This is a genomic window from Alloalcanivorax xenomutans, assembly GCF_032810065.1.
In the GTDB taxonomy this organism is placed as follows: domain Bacteria; phylum Pseudomonadota; class Gammaproteobacteria; order Pseudomonadales; family Alcanivoracaceae; genus Alloalcanivorax; species Alloalcanivorax xenomutans.
Map to the genome: position 1 here is coordinate 676504 of NZ_CP136538.1, position 17315 is coordinate 693818.

Sequence of the window (17315 nt, forward strand, 5' to 3'; positions counted from 1 at the left end):
ATGGCTGAAGACCATGACCGAAACCTCATTGATCTACATTCACGGCTTCAACAGCTCGCCGCAATCCCATAAAGCAGGGCTGCTGCGGCAAGTGTTCGAGGCCGCCGGCGCCGGGCACCGTCTGCATATCCCGGCTCTGGAGCCGCAGCCCAAGCGGGCCATGGCCGCGCTGGAGGCGGAAATCGCCGGTGCCGGTCCGGTGGCCCTGCTGGGGTCGTCCCTGGGTGGTTTCTACGCCACCTGGCTGGCGGAGCACCACGATTTGCCCGCGGTGCTGGTGAATCCGGCGGTTCGTCCCTGGGCACTACTGGACAAATACACAGGTATCAATCATAACTATCACACCGGCCAGGCCTATGACTTTGATCCGGCCTGGCTGGATGAACTCAAGCGCTACGAGGTGCCGGAGGTCAGCAAGCCCGAGCGCCTGCTGCTGCTGACACAAACCGGGGATGAGTCCCTGGATTGGACCGACGGCTGGGAATACTATGCCGACTGCCACCGCTACTGCGGATTGGGCGGCAGCCACGGGTTCGATGACTTCGATGCCTTTATTCCGTTAGTGTTGCGCTTTTGTGGAATTCGCCTGACGTCCGGCCTGTGACGTCCGGTACCGCCCGGCGGGTCTGTCCGAATGCCGGGCCGTTGACTGTTTTCAGGGATCTATGACCAACACCTATACCTCAGAGAATATCGAGGTCCTTTCGGGCCTGGAGCCGGTGCGCAAGCGTCCCGGCATGTACACCGACACCACCCGCCCCAACCACCTGATCCAGGAAGTGGTGGACAACTCCGTCGACGAAGCCCTGGCCGGGCATGCGCGCAGTATCCGCGTCAGCCTGCTCAAGGACGGCGGCGTGGAAGTGGAAGACGATGGCCGCGGCATGCCGGTGGACCTGCACCCGGTGCAGAAGAAGCCCGGTGTTGAAGTGATCCTCTCCACCCTGCACGCCGGCGGCAAGTTCTCCAACAAGAACTACCAGTTTTCCGGTGGTTTGCACGGCGTCGGGGTTTCGGTGGTGAACGCGTTGTCCCGCAAGCTGGAGGTCCTGGTCAAACGGGACGGCCAGTTGCATCACATCAGCTTTGCCGGCGGCGAAAAGACCAGTGATCTGGAAGTGGTCGATACCGTCGGTAAACGCAATACCGGGACGCTGCTGCGGTTCTGGCCGGACGAGAGCTATTTCGATTCGCCCAAGGTCTCGGTGGCGCGTCTGCGTCACCTGCTGCGCGCCAAGGCGGTGCTGTGCCCGGGTCTGTCGGTGACGCTGGAAAACCAGGCCACCGGGGAAACCGAGAACTGGCAGTTCAGTGATGGCCTGGTGGAATATCTGCTGGAGGGGACCCGGGGCTGGGAGAGGGTGCCGGCGGAGCCCTTCGATGGCGCCATGAAAGGCGAAACCGAAGCGGTGGACTGGGCGGTGCTGTGGCTGCCGGAAGGCGGTGAGCTGATCACTGAGTCCTATGTCAACCTGATCCCCACTCCCCAGGGCGGTACTCATGTGAACGGACTGCGCTCCGGTCTGCTGGACGCGCTGCGCGAATTCTGTGAATTCCGTAATTTATTGCCTCGTGGCGTGAAACTGACCCCGGAGGACATCTGGGACCGCGCCTGCTACGTGCTCAGCGTGAAAATGCAGGACCCGCAGTTCGCCGGCCAGACCAAGGAGCGGCTCAGTTCCCGGCAAACCGCCAGTTTCGTGTCCGGGGTGGTCAAGGACGCGTTCTCGCTGTGGCTCAATCAGCACACCTCCGAGGCGGAGCAACTGGCGGAGCTGTGTATCAGCAATGCCCAGAAGCGCCTGCGCGCGGCGCGTAAGGTCACCCGCAAGAAGGTCACCAGCGGTCCGGCGCTGCCCGGCAAGCTGGCTGATTGCACCAGCGACGACCCGGCCCAAACCGAGATTTTCCTGGTGGAGGGGGATTCCGCCGGCGGTTCCGCAAAACAGGCCCGGGATCGTGTCTACCAGGCGATCATGCCGCTGCGCGGCAAAATCCTGAACACCTGGGAAGTGGATCCGACGGAAGTGCTGGGCAGCCAGGAGATTCACGATATCGCCGTGGCCCTGGGCATCGAGCCGGGCGCCGACGACCTGTCCGGTCTGCGTTACGGCAAGATCTGCATTCTCGCCGACGCCGACTCCGATGGCCTGCATATCGCCACCTTGCTGTGCGCGCTGTTTTTGCGTCATTTCCCGGCGCTGGTGCGCGACGGGCACGTTTTCGTGGCGATGCCGCCGCTGTATCGCATCGACATCGGAAAGGACGTCTATTACGCCCTGGATAAAGAAGAGCGGGAAGGCGTGCTGGATCGCATCAAGGCCGAGAAGAAGCGCGGCAAGGTCAGTGTCACCCGCTTCAAGGGCCTCGGTGAGATGAACCCGATGCAGCTGCGGGAAACCACCATGGCCCGGGATACCCGCCGCCTGGTGCGGTTGACCATGACCAGTGACGACGACACCCATCAGCTCATGGACATGCTGCTCAGCAAGAAACGCGCGTCCGACCGCAAGAGCTGGCTGGAAGAGAAGGGCAACCTGGCGGAAGTATAAGCGCCGCATGGCGGCGCGGGTCGGACGTCTGAGGTTGGACGTCCGACGCTGAATCAGAACTGGGGTTTTGGCGTCCGACGTCAGACCCAAAGCGAGCAAAGCGAGCAAAAATGGCCGACGATTTCGAGAATTTTTCCCTCCGGGACTACACAGAAAAAGCGTATCTGGATTATTCCATGTACGTGATTCTGGACCGGGCCCTGCCGCACATCGGCGATGGCCTGAAACCGGTGCAGCGCCGCATCGTCTATGCGATGAGCGAGCTGGGCCTGAAGAACACCGCCAAGTACAAAAAGTCCGCCCGTACCGTGGGCGACGTGCTGGGTAAATACCACCCCCATGGCGACAGCGCCTGTTACGAAGCCATGGTGTTGATGGCGCAGCCGTTCAGTTATCGCTACCCGCTGGTGGACGGGCAGGGCAACTGGGGCAGCCAGGACGACCCCAAATCGTTCGCCGCCATGCGCTACACCGAGTCGAAGCTGGCGCCCTATGCCGAGACGCTGCTGGCGGAACTGGGCCAGGGCACGGTGGAATGGGTGCCGAACTTCGACGGCACCATGGACGAGCCGAAACTGCTGCCGGCGCGTCTGCCCAATGTGCTGTTGAACGGCACCACCGGTATCGCCGTGGGTATGAGCACCGATATCCCGCCGCATAACCTGCGCGAAGTGGCGCAGGCCTGTATCCACCTGCTCAAGGACCCCGGTGCCTCGCTGGATGATCTGATGGAGTACATCCAAGGGCCGGACTTCCCCACCGAAGGGGAAATCATTACCTCCCGCAACGACATCATCCGCATGTACTCGGAAGGCCGGGGAACGCTCAAGCAGCGCGCGGTTTACGACCGGGAAGAGGGGGATATCGTGGTCACCGCGCTGCCTTATCAGGTCTCCGGCGCCAAGGTGCTGGAACAGATCGCTGATCAGATGCAGAAGAAAAAACTGCCCATGGTCAGTGACCTGCGCGATGAGTCCGACCATGAGAACCCCACCCGCCTGGTGATCACGCCGCGCTCCAGCCGGGTGGACGTGGAGCAGTTGATGGCGCACCTGTTCGCCACCACCGATCTGGAGAAGAACTACCGGGTCAATCTGAACATGATCGGCATCGACGGGCGGCCGCAGGTGAAGAGCCTGGACGTGATTCTCAACGAGTGGCTGCAATTCCGCATGGTCACCGTGCGCCGCCGTCTGCAGCATCGACTCGACAAGGTGCTCGACCGGCTGCACATCCTGGAAGGTTTGTTGATCGCCTTCCTCAATATCGACGAAGTGATCGAGATCATTCGTCGCGAGGACGCGCCCAAGCCGGTGCTGATGGAGCGCTTCGGGCTTTCCGACAAACAGGCGGAAGCGATCCTGGAGTTGAAGCTGCGTCATTTGGCGAAGCTGGAAGAATTCAAGATCAAGGGCGAGCGTGACGACCTGTCCCAGGAGCGCGACAACCTGGAAGCGACCCTCGGTTCCATGGCCAAGATGAAGAAGCTGGTGGCCAAGGAGCTGGAAGAAGACATCGCCACCTATGGTGACGACCGCCGCTCCCCGCTGGTGGAGCGTGGCGAAGCCCGGGCCATGGACGAAGCGGATCTGCTGGGCTCGGACCCGGTCACCGTGGTGTTGTCCGAGAAAGGCTGGGTGCGTGCCGCCAAGGGCCACGATGTGGACGCGGAAGGGCTCAGCTATAAATCCGGTGACGGCTTCCTGGCCGCCGCCAAGGGCAAGTCCAACCAGCCGGTGTGCTTCCTTGATTCCACCGGGCGCAGTTACTCGCTGCCGGCCCATACCCTGCCCAGCGCCCGCAGCCAGGGCGAGCCGTTGTCCGGACGGGTTAATCCGCCTTCCGGAGCCCAGTTCGTGGCGGCGATCATGGGCAAGGAAAAAGACGCCTTCCTGATGAGCACCGACGCCGGCTACGGTTTCGTGGTCCGTTACGGTGATCTGCTTGCCAACAAGAAAGCCGGCAAGACCGTGCTGACCGTGCCCAAAGGCGCCAAGGTGATGGCGCCGAAGCCGATGCCGGCGATCGAGCAGGCGCTGATCGCGGTGGTGTCCAACGAAGGCCGGCTGCTGGTGTTCCCGGCGGCGGATCTGCCGGAAATGGCGCGTGGCAAGGGCAACAAGATGGTCTCCATTCCGTCCGCGCGAGTGGCTGACCGGGTGGAATTCGTGCAGGACATCCAGGTGCTTGGCCCCGAGGATGCCCTGGTGGTGCGTTCCGGCAAGCGTCATTTGAAACTCAAACCCGCCGATCTGGAGCACTACATGGGAGAGCGGGGGCGCCGTGGCGCCAAACTGCCACGTGGTTTCCAGAATGTGGACACCATGGATGTGGAGCCCCGCGACTGAGTCAGGGGGCGCCCGGATCGCCGCTTTTGGTTATGATCCGGGCGTTAAGTGAAAAGGAGTAGCCGCGTCATGCGTGCCATGTTGACCGGTGTTACCACCGCACTGTTGTTACTGCTGAACACGCTGATCCTGATCGGGCCGATGATGGTGGTCGCCCTGCTCAAACTGGTTTTGCCGGGCAAGACCCTGCGTAATCGCTGTTCCCGCGGTGTCATGTGGATCGCGGAAACCTGGGCGGGTATCTGCAAGGCGATTTTCTCGCTGATGACGCCAACCCGCTGGGAAGTGCGTGGCGCTGAAGGTTTGCGCCGAAACACCTCCTATCTGGTGGTCAGCAACCATCAATCCTGGGTGGATATTCCGGCGCTGGTTCAGGTGCTCAACGGCCGGGTGCCGTACTTCAAGTTCTTCCTCAAGAAAGAGCTGATCTGGGTGCCGTTTCTGGGGCTGGCGTTCTGGGCGCTGGATTACCCCTTCATGAAACGCTATACCAAGAGCTATCTGAAGAAGCACCCGGAATTGCTCGGCAAGGACCTTGAGATCACCAAGGCCGCCTGCGAGAAATTCAAGGACATGCCGGTGACGGTGGTGAATTACCTGGAGGGGACCCGGCGTACTCCGGAGAAGCAGGCCCGGCAAAACTCCCCCTTCAAGCATCTGCTCAAACCCAAGGCCGGCGGCGTCGCCTTTGTGCTGGCGGCTCTGGGGGACAGTCTGGACGCCTTGCTGGATGTGACCATCGTCTACCCGAATGATACACCGCCGGGCTTCTGGGATTTGATCAGCGGCCGGGTGGAAAGGGTCATCGTGGACCTGCGCATGCGGGAGCTGGATCCGGCGCTGTGGCAGGGGGACTACGAGAACGACCCGAAATTCCGTACCGTGATTCAGCGCTGGGTCAACGATTTGTGGCGGGAGAAAGACGCCCTGATCGATGAGCTGGCGGATCAGCATCGCAGCGTTGGCGCCGAAACCCGGGAGGTGTCCTGAGCGGGCTGGCTGCCCACGGAGACCGGACTACCAAGCCACTGTAGGAGCCAGCCCTGCTGGCGAATCTTGCGGGCTGAACCTCTGTTCGCTTGCAAGGCAAGCTCCCGCAGCGGCTTGGTGGCGACCTCTGAATTCATGTCCGCCAGACGATATTAGAATCGCAACGTCGCCGCCAGATAAGGCCCGCCGATCTCCAGGTCGGTATCCACGCCGCTGACGTCATCCAGTTCCACTTCCAATCGGCTGTAGCCGGCTTCCACACCAAGCAGGAAGTCGGACTGCCAGCCAACCCGGGCGGTATAGTCGCGCATGTCACTGCCATCGTAGGTAATCGCGTTGACCTCCCCGCCCACATACAGGCCGGTAAGCGGCAGATTGACGCGGGCCGCCAGATAGCCCATGGGGAAGGTCTTGTTGGCGCTCTCTGAAGCGGCGCGGCCGAGGCCGCTCACTTTGAAGTCGGCTTCCATTCGGCGTACCGTCACCCCGAGATCCAGCTTCACCACGTTATTCAGCGGGCTCCAGTAAAGGGTGCCGTCGAGCAGCTCCAGATCCAGGTCGCCGCTGACTTCCTCGCCAGCCAGAAAGTCCTGGCCGTTGAAGGAGATGTTACGGCCCAGGGTGCGGCTGCCGCCTTCGGAGAATTCCATATGCCGAATGCGCGCATTGGGAATCAGAGGAATGGCGTGTTCCACGCCCACGAACAGCACGTTCTCGCGGCTGTCGTCCAGCCCCAGATCGTGTTCCACGTCAATGTTGCCACCGCCGGAGGCGATGTCACCGCTGATTTTCGCGTCCCAGGTGTAGGCGCCGAAATAAGCGTCCACCAGCGGGGCGGCCTGAACCAGGGGCGTCGCGCCCAGTACCAGGGCGCCAAGCATCAATCGTTTCATAATCAGGGTATCCTTGTTGCATTTAAGGGCTGCGTTTGAGGCGCAGTATTGCATCGCCTTCGCCGCAGACCAACCCCGGAAAAGCCGCCGCGCCGATGGCCCCGGGCGCCCTTCACGGCTATCCTTGTGGGTTCGGACAGACCGGGAACAGAACCATGGCCAATTCCCTGCAACAGCAGTTAATGAAAGCCGGGCTTGCGGACAAGAAGGCCGCCCGCCGGGCCAAGCAGCAAAAGCGTGAGGATGCCAACCGCGCCCGCCGTGAAGGGGGCGATGAGGACGCCGCGGAACGTGCACGCCGTCAGCGCCAGGAGCAGGCCGAACGGGACCGCCAGTTGGAGGTCCAGCGGCAGGCTGAGCGTGAGGAAAGGGAGAAGCAGGCCCAACTGCGGCAACTGATCGAAGCCCATCGCCTGCCCCGGGAGCAGGGTGAGGTGGGGTTCCGGTTCGTGCAGGAACGCAAGGTGAAAACCATCTATGTGACCGCCTCCCAGCAAACTCAATTGGCTAATGGGCGGCTGGTCCTGGTGGCGCTGGGTGAAGGTTATGAGCTGGTGCCCGCCGAGGTGGTGGACAAGATCCGCGAGCGGGATGAGAGCGTCGTCCTGGTGTGCAACACCCCATCCGCGAAGAAGCAGGATGAGGACGATCCTTATGCCGGTTACGAGGTGCCCGACGATCTGATGTGGTAGGCCCCGGGTATCGACGAGGCGGCCAGGGTAAGGCCGCCCGAAACGCGGTTTACAATAAAATGGACAATAACAACGAGAAACCGAGATGGGATTTCCCAATGTGCTTTATGTCTGGGACGACCGCTTTTTATACCTGACCGAGGGGATTGCTTCCGGTTATACCCAGCGTCATACCGTCACCTTGTTGCTGTCATTGAATGACACGCCGTTCACGCTGTGTGAATCCGGCGGCGCGGTGCAGCCCTATCACGCCGCCCTGGTCGGCAAACAGGTGACCCGGTCGCTGGATGCCGGCTCGGTTCCCTTGCTGTCGCTCAACTTCGACCCGCAGAGTTATGAGTACCACGCGCTTTCAGCTTTTCTCGGAGAGGAGGGCGTCAAGGCGGTGACTCTGGATGACGCTGCCCTGCCGGCGGACTGGGTTCGTCGCTGTACCAGCGAGGCTTTCGAGGATGCGGCGTTTTTTCGGCTCACCACACAACTGCCTCGCGCTATCGTCGGATACCAACCGATTCGTATGCCCATTGATATGCGCGTCATGCACGTCGCTCAGAAAATCAAAAAGGAGTTGCCGTTGACCAGCACGGTGGCGGAATTGGGGGAAGAGGTCGGGCTGTCCCAGGACCGGCTGACCCATCTGTTCTCCGAATCCCTCGGGATTTCCATAAAAAGCTATTTGTTGTGGGCCCGCATGCGCCGTGCGGTTGAGTGCATTGCCCGTGGCGATACCCTGATCAGCGTGGCCCATGATGTGGGCTTCTCCGATTCCGCTCATCTTACCCGCACCTTGAAAGCATTTTTTGGCCTGACCCCGTCGTTTCTGGCCCGGGGAATGCGGTTGCACATGAAATAGCCTCTGCGTTCAAGCCTACCTGTCAGTACGTCCCTAGAATTTGTTATTTCAATAACGCTGTCTTAATAACAAAAATGGGAGTGCTGCAATGCCTTTTCCTGACTTTTCTGTTCACTATAGGGGCGGCTTGTCCGCCGCTTGCGTGTTGTCCGTCGCGGTCGCCTTGAGCGGCTGTGGCAGTGATTCCTCCTCCAATCGGTCCTCGATCTCCTACAACGCCACCATTGAACGAACCACCCAGGGTATCCCTCATATCAGTGCTGACGACTATCGTGGTCTTGGTTATGGCCACGGCTATGCCATTGCCGAGGATAACCTCTGTGTGCTGGCGGACGCTTATGTGACCTTCCGTGGAGAACGGTCGCGGTATTTTGGTCCGGATGAACCGGCGGCGGTGATGGGGACTTTCGGTTCGCCGTCGAACCTGGAAGCGGATTTCTTCTTCCGGTTTGTGGTTAATGACCAGCAGGTCGAGGACTTCATGGCGGAGCAGCCGCAAGAGATGCGCGAGCTGTCGGATGGCTTCGCTGTTGGTTATAACCGCTACCTGAATGAAATCCAGGCCGGCCAGCATGCCGGTCGCCATGCCGATTGCCGTGACGCGGAATGGCTTGGTGAAATCGATGAAAAGGCTGTATTTCGCCGTCTGGTGGCGTTGAATCTGGCGGCCAGCTCCGCCAACTGGGTCGAGGAGATTACCGCTGCCGCGCCACCTTCAGCGGCACCGCTGCGTCTGCGTAACCCTTCCCCTGAAAGCGGCAGCGAGATCAATCTGGATCCGGAGCGATTCCAACTGGGGCGCCAGTTCGGTATCGGCAGTAACACTTATGCCTTTGGCGGCGAAGCTACCCAGAGCGGCCGGTCGCTGAACTTTGCCAATCCACACTGGTATCTGGAAGGGGTGGATCGCTTCTATCAAATGCACATGACCCTGCCGGGCAAACTTGATGTGGCCGGCGTCTCCATCATGGGCGCGCCCATGGTGTTGTTGGGCTTCAACAACAACGTGTCCTGGTCGCATACGGTGTCCACCGCGCGGCGGTTCACACTTTATCGCCTCGCCTTGAAGGACGGCGACCCGACCACCTACATCAAGGATGGCGCGGAACAGCCCCTGCAAGAGGAAACCATCACCGTTCAAGTGCTGCAGGAGGACGGTTCTCTGGCGCCTGTGTCCCGCACTCTTTATCGTTCCGAGTACGGTCCGATGATCAACCTGTCATCGCTGCATCCGGCGTTGGCCTGGGACACCAATCAGGCGTTCACATTGCGTGACGTGAACCTGGAGAATACCCGCTCGTTCAAGAACTTTTTCGCCTTCGGCCATGCCGGTTCGCTGGACGAGTTCGTGGCCAGCATCAAGCGGTACGTGGGCATTCCCTGGGTGAATACCTCCGCCATTGGCCGCGACGACGAGCGTGCGCTGTATTCCGATATCACCGCGGTTCCCAACGTGCCGGACAGCATGTTGGCGGGCTGTCTGGTGCCGACCCTGGGACCGGTCATCCTGCAGGCGGTACCCGGTCTGCCACTGCTGGACGGTAGCCGTTCCGAGTGTGACTGGAAAACCGATTCGGATTCCGCCGCGCCGGGGACGTTCGGTCCGGCCAACCTGCCGGTGCTGCTGACCACGGATTACATTGCCAACATGAATGACAGCTATTGGCTGAGTAATCCGGACCAGCCGCTGACCGGTTACGCCGGCATCATGGGTCAGGAAGACTATGAACAAAGCCTGCGTACCCGCATGGGGCACATGATGGTGGAAGACCGCAAGGCGGGCACCGATGGTCACGGCATGGCGGGCGCCAGCAGTGAGACGGTGCGGGAAATGGTGCTGAACAGCCGTAACCTGAGCGCGGAATTGTTGAAGGCGGAGGTGCTGCCCCTGGTTTGCCCGGGTGATACCGCGGATGAAGCCGAGGCGTGCATCGTGCTGGACAATTGGGACAACACCGGCAACCTGGACGCCGCCGGCGCGCATATCTGGAGCGCGTTCTGGCTCAAGATCCGCAACCAGGATGAGCTTTACGCCAATCCGTTCAAGGCGGAAGATCCGATACACACACCGAATGGCCTGAATACCGGTAACGAGGATGTGGTTGCCGCCGTGGAAACCGCGTTCTCCGAGGCCGTGCAGGAAGTGGTGGACTCCGGCGTGGCTCTGAACGCCAAGGTCCGTGACTGGCAGAAGTACGCCAAGACCGGCACCGACATTCCACAGTTCGGCGGTGAAGGCTATGAAGGCTACTTCACGGTGCTGCGCAACACCTACATGCACGTGGTGGATTTCCCGGAAGGCGAGCCGGTGCGGGCCTACACTATGCTCACTCACGCGGTGACCACGGACCCGGCCAGCCCCTATTACAGCGCGGCCACCGAGGATTATTCAGAGAAAACATGGCTTGAGTTCCCGTTCACCGAGGAACAGATCAAGCAACAAAGCATCTCGATCACCGAGTTGAGCCAGTAAAACGCGGCGGCGCGGACGGTTCGGCCGTCCGCGCCTCGCCGCCTTTCATCATCCCTCCTATAACCACGGCTCCAGCGCTGTCCGTATCGCCTGGCGGTCGGGCTCGTCCAGCGCCATCATTGGTGGCCTGCATTCCTCCGTGCACAACTCCAGCAACGAGCAGGCGTACTTCACGCCGGTCGGGTTGGGGGTGCGGCTCAACGCCTGGATCAACGGAGTCAGCGCCTGCTGCAAGCGGGTTGCCGTGGCGAAGTCATTGCTCCGGCAAGCGTCCTGTAATTGCCGGCTTACCCGGGGCAGGATGTTGGCGATAACGCTGATCACGCCCCGTCCGCCCATGGCGTTGTAGGCCGCCGCGGTGCAGTCATCGCCAGAAAGCCAGGTGAAGCCGTCGCCGATGAGCGCGTGTTCCTGCGCCGGCCTGGCCAGGTCACGGCAGGCATCCTTGACACCGATCACTCGTTCCAGAGCGGCCAGTCGGGCCAGGGTTTCCGGTTGAATATCGACAATGGTGCGAGGTGGAATGTTGTAAATCAGCAGGGGGAGGTCGCTGTTGTCATGCAGGTATCGGAAATGGTGGTACAGCCCCTCCTGATTGGGCCGGTTATAGAATCCGGTGGCGCAGAGTGCCGCGTCCGCTCCGCATTCCCGGGCGATGCGCACCCACTGTAACGCCGCCACCGGGTCGTAGGAGGTGGCGCCGGCGATCACCGGCAAACGGCCCGCCACATAGCGGCACACCTCATCCAAGAGCTGCCCGTATTCCTCTTTTGACAAGGTGGGCGCCTCGCCCGTGGTGCCGGCGATCACCAGGCCTTCGGTAGTGCCCGCCAGGTGCCAGTCAAGACAACGCCGCACCCCTGCGAAATCAATGTTTCCGTCCTGGAATGGTGTCACCATGGCAACCAATGAACCTTCAAACATGATCTGATTCCTTATGTCGAAGGCCGAAGAGGGCACTGGCGGGCAATAAAAAACCCGGTCGCGCCGTCCGCGACCGGGTTTTTTTTCAGAATCTGACGTCAGTGGTGATTCAGACTTTTTCCATGCAGCACCCGGCCCGGACATCGGAGGTCCGTTTCTTGGCCTGGTGTTTATTGGAAAAAGCAAAGCGCATCGCTAGCGGGTCTGAATTGACACTGTCGGAAGCCGACTTTAGCAGCGAGCGGAATTCCAGGTCAATCGGGTTTGTTCGCGTCACGCGCTTCCTGGAAGGGGCTTTGATAGACTTGGTCAATAATTCGGGGATGATGAACGGTCCGACCAGGAACCGCGGCAAGAGGAATTCGGCTTGGACGTATTGAATGAGCTGTCCCAGGCTCTGGACGGCGTGTTGATCCGCTTGCGCCGGGAGCTGCGCGACGGGTTGCGTCGCGAGGGCATACGCTTGCCGCCACCAGCGGTGCAGGTGTTGTTGCTGCTGCAACGGCGCGGAGCGATGGGGATGCGCGATGTGGCGGTTTGCTCCGGCAGGGACAAGGGACAACTGACGCGGCTGGTGACCGCTTTGGTGGAAGCGGGATTGGTGGAGCGCCAAGTCAATGATCTGGATCGCCGCGCCGCCAGGGTTTCGCTGACCGCCAAGGGGTTGAGTACCGCCTCCCTCTGCGCCCGCATTGAGCGGCGCGCGTTGCATCACCTTTGTGAGCCGTTGTCCGCTTCCGATCAGGCCTCTCTGACGCGGCTACTGCGCCGTTGTCTGCAGGAAGACGAAGGCTGAAGGTCATGCCGGCGGGGCCAAACCGAGGAGGATGTCTTGTTGACCTTCCCGGCCTTGCTTAACCTTTGATCCATTATCGCGTCGGTGCCCGGGGATCGGGAGCGGGGCGGGCCAGCCACAGGTGAGGAGCGTCCAGGTGTCATCCGGAATCATCAAAAGCAATGGTATGGAGCTGTACTACGACGCCCGCGGGCCCGAGGACGGCGAGCCGATCCTGTTCATCATGGGGTTGTCCGCCCAGTGGGTGTTCTGGCCGGAGGCGCTGCTGGATGACATGGCGCGCCGCGGCTACCGGGTGATCGCTTTTGATAACCGGGACGCGGGGATGTCCACCGCCATTCGCGCGCCGATCCGGCAGGGACCAGTGGGCGCGATGGCGCGCTACATGCTGGGGATGCCGGTGGCGGCGCCTTACACCCTGGTGGATATGGTGGCGGATACGGTGGGTCTGCTGGACGCTCTCGGCATTGCCAGGGCGCATCTGGTGGGCGCTTCCATGGGCGGTATGATCGCGCAGCTGACCGCGGCAACCCAGGCCAGCCGGGTGCTCAGTCTTACTTCGATCATGTCCAGCAACAACAGTCCGTTCCTGCCGCCACCCAAACCGGCGGCGCTGAAAACCCTGGTGGCGCCGAAGGTGAAAGTGGAAACCCTGGATCAGTATCTGGCGTTTGGCCGCGACATGATGAGCAGGATCGGCGGCACGCTGCCGCAGGATCAGGAGGACTTGGAGCGGGCCTTCCGGCAGAGCTGGGAACGCGGCCTGAACCCGCGCGGTATCCTTAATCAATTCATGGCCATTCTCGCCACCGGCAGCCTCAATCGCTATTTGCGCCGGGTCCGCTGTCCGGCGCAGATCATTCACGGTGGCAGTGATCCGCTGATCCGCCCCGCCGGCGGCAAGGCCTCGGCCAAGGCAATTCCCGGTGCCCGGCTGGCGATTCTGGAAGGGATGGGCCATGACCTGCCCCCCGCCGTGTTGCCGCGTGTCGGGGAGCTGATTGCCGCCACCGCGCAGCGCGCCGGGGCGTCACGCCCGCTGGGTGGGGAAGGTGAGCACCTGGCGGATGTCGCGATATCCGTGGATGGCCATCAATAGCCGTTCCACCCCCATGGCCACGCCACTGCAGGACGGCAGGCCGGCTTGCAGCGCGGCCAGAAGATGCGGGTCCGGTGCCATGGCGCGGTCACCGTGCCCGGCACGCTCTTGGTTGTCGGCGGCGAAGCGCCGGGCCTGCTCGCCGGCGTCGGTCAATTCCTGATAGCCGTTGGCCAGCTCCAGGCCGCCGTGGTAAATCTCGAAGCGCCGCGCCACCGGCACACCGTCCTCATCCTCCCGCACCTGAGCCAGCGCCGCCGCCCAGGCGGGGAAGTCGGTGACCACGGTGAGCGTGGCCGGATCCAGTGCGGTTTCCACTTGTGTCGCCATCAGGAAATCCACCGACTGACGATGGTCCAGACCGTGCGGCGCGCCGGCCTCGGCGGCGGCGGCCACCAGCGCCGCTGGCGGGCAGGTCAGCGGATCCAGCCCGGTGACCTCGGCGAACAGGTGGCGGAAAGGGCGGATCACATTGGGCCGCCGGAGCCACCGACCCAACAGCGCCAGACATTCGTCGATCAGTTGTTCCAGGGAGAATTCGGGCCGATACCACTCCAGCATGGTGAATTCCGGATTGTGGCGGGGGCCGGCCTCACCGTGACGGAATACTCGGGACAACTGGTAGATCGGGCCGCTGCCGGCGGCCAGCAGCCGCTTCATGTGGTACTCCGGCGAGCTCTGCAGCCAGCCGTAGCCGGGCACTTCGATGCAATGGATGTGCGGGTCGGTGACGCCGTGAGCGGCCAGGGCGGGGGTTTCCACCTCCAGTACGCCACGGGCATCAAAAAAAGCGCGCACCGTGCTCAAAAGCTCGGCGCGCGCTTTCATGGCCTCCAGGGAAGCGGCGGGCTGCCAGATCCGGGATGACATGGTTATCCGGCGTCAGGACACGGCCAGGCGATGCTCAGCCTTTGATCCGGCCGACGTATTCGCCGGTGCGGGTGTCCACCTTGACCACCTCGCCCACCTGCACGAACAGCGGTACCCGGACCACCGCGCCGGTGGTGAGGGTGGCGGGTTTGCCGCCAGTGCCGGCGGTGTCGCCTTTCAGGCCGGGATCGGTTTCCACGATCTCCAGCTCGACGAAGTTGGGCGCGGACACCGACAGCGGTTCACCGTTGTAGAGGGTGATTTCGCACAGGTCCTCTTCCTTCAGCCACTGCTTGGCGTCGCCCACGGCGGCGGCATCGGCGGCTTTCTGCTCGAAGCTCTGCGGATCCATGAAGTGCCAGAACTCGCCATCGCTGTAGAGATACTGCATCTCCACGTCCATGACGTCGGCGCCTTCCAGGCTGTCCCCGGACTTGAACGTCCGTTCCCAGACCTTGCCGCTTTTCAGGTTGCGCAGTTTGACCCGGTTGAATGCCTGGCCCTTGCCGGGCTTGACGAACTCGTTCTCGATGATGGAACAGGGGTCCCCATCAAGCATCACTTTCAAGCCGGACTTGAATTCACTGGTAGAATAGTTGGCCATAAACCCTTTCCGTTGATTCAGGAATCTTTCGATGGCGTTACAAAGGTTGGCCATGATAACGCAGGAGGCCGACGGTTGGCAGGTGCCGGAGTGGCGTCGACAGCAAGCGGACCTGGTCACCGACCTGGACCAGCTCTGTCAACTGCTGGAACTGGACCGTGCCGACCTGGCCGCCGGTGCTGATCCGGCCAGTGATTTTCCCCTGCGGGTGCCACGGGCCTATCTGGACCGGATCGAAAAGGGCAACCCCGCGGATCCGCTGCTGCGGCAGGTGCTCGCGCACCGGGATGAACGCCGCGAGGTGCCCGGTTACGGGCCGGATCCGTTGGATGAGAGTGCGCATACGCCGGTGCCGGGGGTACTGCACAAGTACCACGGGCGCGCCTTGCTGGTGGTGACCGGCGCCTGCGCGGTGCACTGCCGCTATTGTTTCCGCCGCCATTTCCCCTATCAGACCCATCTCAGCGGTGGACGCTGGCGGGCGGCGCTGGACTGGCTGGCGCGGCGCGAGGACATACAGGAAGTGATTCTCAGCGGCGGGGACCCGCTGACCTTGAGTAACGGCCGGTTGCGGCAGTTGCTGGATGAACTGGCGGCCTTGCCGCATTTGCGCCGGCTGCGCGTGCATACGCGCACGCCGGTAGTGCTGCCCGCCCGGCTGGATCAGGAATTGGTCGAATTGCTGGCCCGGCCGCGCTGGCGCACCACGGTGGTGTTTCATGCCAATCATGCCCGGGAGATCTCTCCGCAACTGGCGATGGCCTGTGCCGACCTGGGCGCGGCGGGGGTGACCCTGCTGAACCAGTCGGTGTTGCTGGCCGGGGTGAACGACGACAGCGATGCCCTGGTGGCTTTGTCCGAGGCCTTGCACGAGGCGCGTGTACTGCCCTATTACCTTCATCAACTGGACGCGGTGGCCGGCGCCGCGCATTTCGCCGTGGACGATCGGCGGGCCCTGGCGCTGGTGCGGGAAATGCGCGGGCGCCTGCCGGGCTTCCTGGTGCCGCGGCTGGCGCGTGAAGAGCCCGGGGAGGACGCGAAAACCGTGCTGGCGGGGTGAAGGGAATCGGCGGGTATGATGGATTTTACATTTCTCTTTTATTCAATTAGATTCTGTGATCTACGTCACAAATAATCATTGAATCGGACCCTGGATTCCAAGGAACCTCTGAATCAAGGGCCCCGGCTTATTGGGGAAGCACCATCATGGATGAGGTCATCTGGACCATACCGGCCGAGGAGCGCGCGCCGGACCTGGATCGCTTACCGTTCGCCAATCACCGCCCCCGTCGTCTGGCCGCCTGGCTGGCGAAGTTGCCCATGGAAGAGCCTGTGGAAAGCGCGGATTGCTTGGCCGCGGTACTTTCCGATCTCTGCCGCCTGCGGGCCGAAGCGCCGTTGCGCATGACTCTGCTGGAGCTGTGCCGGCCGCGGGTCCGGCAATGCCGCCAGGCCCTGGACAGCTACCTGCTCAACCTGCCGCTGTCTCCACGGGGCGCTGATCTGGACATGTTGTACCTGGGCGTGCGTCTGCATGATCGCCTGGCGCTGGGGTATCAGGGGGTGGCGCGTTCGGCGCTGGTGGGGCGCGGGCTGCCGTCGCGGCAGGCGGCGGCCGTGGCGTTGCAGCGAACCCTGGAGCAACTGGGACACGGTCTGCTGCTGTATCTACTGCTGCACCGCCCTCCTGAGCCGGGATTGTGGCGGCGCCTGCACCGGCTCTACGCGGTAGCCGAGCATCAGGGGCTGGCGGCCGTGGCTGTGGACGACTTGGACTGGCCGGGGCGGGAAACCTCGGTGGCGGTGACCTACGGCCGTCTGGTGTTGCTGGCCAGTGCTCAACCGGGGGGCTTGTCGCGGCCAGCGGTGCTGGCGCTGTACCGGGCCACCGCGCAATGGGCGCGCTGGCTGACCCTGGAACCACTGGAAGGGCAGGCCCTGTTCCGGGTGGATCTGGATTCCGACCGGCCGCCTTCCTGCGCCGATTCCGGTGGTGGCTTCAACACGCGTTACTTCGATCCCCGGCCGCTGGCCGCGGCCCTGACCCGGCGAGGCGGAGGGGAGGCGAAGCGCTTGCATGATCATTTGCGTTGGGCCTGGGAGCCGGAGCCGCTGTCCAGAGCATCGACGCAGAATTGCGGCTGATCCTTTTTCATACGGTCGAAGGATCGCTTTGGAGAACCCGAAAGGGTCAGGCACAATAGCTTGTCTACGAATAATG

Annotated in this window: 15 protein-coding genes; 11 read left to right on the top strand and 4 right to left on the bottom strand. The window is 62.3% G+C overall.

Annotated features, from left to right (window positions below):
* The first annotated feature begins 13 nt into the window (after positions 1–13).
* The 4 genes from RYH70_RS03255 to RYH70_RS03270 all read left to right on the top strand — a co-directional run bounded on the left by RYH70_RS03255 (position 14) and on the right by RYH70_RS03270 (position 5890).
* Complete coding sequence (locus tag RYH70_RS03255; RefSeq protein ID WP_022993952.1) at positions 14–604, top strand: YqiA/YcfP family alpha/beta fold hydrolase; 591 nt, start codon at positions 14–16, stop codon at positions 602–604.
* A gap of 61 nt (positions 605–665) precedes the next feature.
* Positions 666–2552 (top strand): DNA topoisomerase IV subunit B, encoded by a 1887-nt coding sequence (parE, locus tag RYH70_RS03260; protein ID WP_022993951.1) that lies wholly within the window; start codon positions 666–668, stop codon positions 2550–2552.
* Between the two features lie 110 nt (positions 2553–2662).
* On the top strand, positions 2663–4900 hold the full coding sequence (parC, locus tag RYH70_RS03265) for a DNA topoisomerase IV subunit A (protein WP_022993950.1): 2238 nt from the start codon (positions 2663–2665) through the stop codon (positions 4898–4900).
* Between the two features lie 69 nt (positions 4901–4969).
* The gene (locus tag RYH70_RS03270) at positions 4970–5890 is read left to right on the top strand and encodes an acyltransferase (RefSeq protein ID WP_080530413.1); all 921 of its coding nucleotides are present in this window, start codon (positions 4970–4972) and stop codon (positions 5888–5890) included.
* A 152-nt stretch (positions 5891–6042) separates the two neighbouring features.
* Here the strand turns inward: RYH70_RS03270 and RYH70_RS03275 are convergent, their stop codons facing one another.
* Entirely contained in the window at positions 6043–6783 is a 741-nt protein-coding gene (locus RYH70_RS03275; protein WP_284455898.1) for a TIGR04219 family outer membrane beta-barrel protein, read from the bottom strand.
* Positions 6784–6938: 155 nt separating this feature from the next.
* Between RYH70_RS03275 and RYH70_RS03280 the strand changes: the two genes are divergently transcribed.
* The 3 genes from RYH70_RS03280 to RYH70_RS03290 all read left to right on the top strand — a co-directional run bounded on the left by RYH70_RS03280 (position 6939) and on the right by RYH70_RS03290 (position 10801).
* Positions 6939–7475, top strand: coding sequence for a DUF2058 domain-containing protein (locus tag RYH70_RS03280; protein ID WP_022993947.1), 537 nt, complete (start codon positions 6939–6941; stop codon positions 7473–7475).
* An 85-nt stretch (positions 7476–7560) separates the two neighbouring features.
* Positions 7561–8328: a helix-turn-helix transcriptional regulator gene (locus RYH70_RS03285; RefSeq protein ID WP_080530414.1), complete on the top strand. Its 768-nt coding sequence runs from the start codon at positions 7561–7563 to the stop codon at positions 8326–8328.
* Positions 8329–8416: 88 nt separating this feature from the next.
* Positions 8417–10801, top strand: coding sequence for a penicillin acylase family protein (locus RYH70_RS03290; RefSeq protein ID WP_284455900.1), 2385 nt, complete (start codon positions 8417–8419; stop codon positions 10799–10801).
* 57 nt (positions 10802–10858) lie between these two features.
* Here RYH70_RS03290 and dapA read toward each other — a convergent pair whose 3' ends face one another.
* Positions 10859–11725 carry a 4-hydroxy-tetrahydrodipicolinate synthase gene (dapA, locus tag RYH70_RS03295; protein ID WP_116027590.1) on the bottom strand — a complete coding sequence of 289 codons (867 nt, stop codon included), beginning with the start codon at positions 11723–11725 and terminating at the stop codon, positions 10859–10861.
* Positions 11726–12092: 367 nt separating this feature from the next.
* Between dapA and RYH70_RS03300 the strand changes: the two genes are divergently transcribed.
* Positions 12093–12521, top strand: coding sequence for a MarR family winged helix-turn-helix transcriptional regulator (locus RYH70_RS03300; protein ID WP_022993942.1), 429 nt, complete (start codon positions 12093–12095; stop codon positions 12519–12521).
* 136 nt (positions 12522–12657) lie between these two features.
* Positions 12658–13620, top strand: coding sequence for an alpha/beta fold hydrolase (locus RYH70_RS03305; RefSeq protein WP_317009773.1), 963 nt, complete (start codon positions 12658–12660; stop codon positions 13618–13620).
* On the opposite strand, the gene epmA is transcribed toward RYH70_RS03305, so the two are convergent.
* Both epmA and efp read right to left on the bottom strand, forming a co-directional pair.
* Positions 13552–14490 carry an EF-P lysine aminoacylase EpmA gene (gene epmA, locus RYH70_RS03310; RefSeq protein ID WP_022993940.1) on the bottom strand — a complete coding sequence of 313 codons (939 nt, stop codon included), beginning with the start codon at positions 14488–14490 and terminating at the stop codon, positions 13552–13554. The two genes, RYH70_RS03305 and epmA, sit on opposite strands and share 69 nt — an antisense overlap.
* A 34-nt stretch (positions 14491–14524) precedes the next feature.
* Positions 14525–15094 (bottom strand): elongation factor P, encoded by a 570-nt coding sequence (gene efp, locus RYH70_RS03315; RefSeq protein ID WP_022993939.1) that lies wholly within the window; start codon positions 15092–15094, stop codon positions 14525–14527.
* Between the two features lie 52 nt (positions 15095–15146).
* Between efp and epmB the strand changes: the two genes are divergently transcribed.
* Positions 15147–16154 carry an EF-P beta-lysylation protein EpmB gene (epmB, locus tag RYH70_RS03320; protein WP_063142392.1) on the top strand — a complete coding sequence of 336 codons (1008 nt, stop codon included), beginning with the start codon at positions 15147–15149 and terminating at the stop codon, positions 16152–16154.
* 146 nt (positions 16155–16300) lie between these two features.
* Entirely contained in the window at positions 16301–17239 is a 939-nt protein-coding gene (locus tag RYH70_RS03325; protein ID WP_026948545.1) for a hypothetical protein, read from the top strand.
* Positions 17240–17315: the final 76 nt, after the last annotated feature.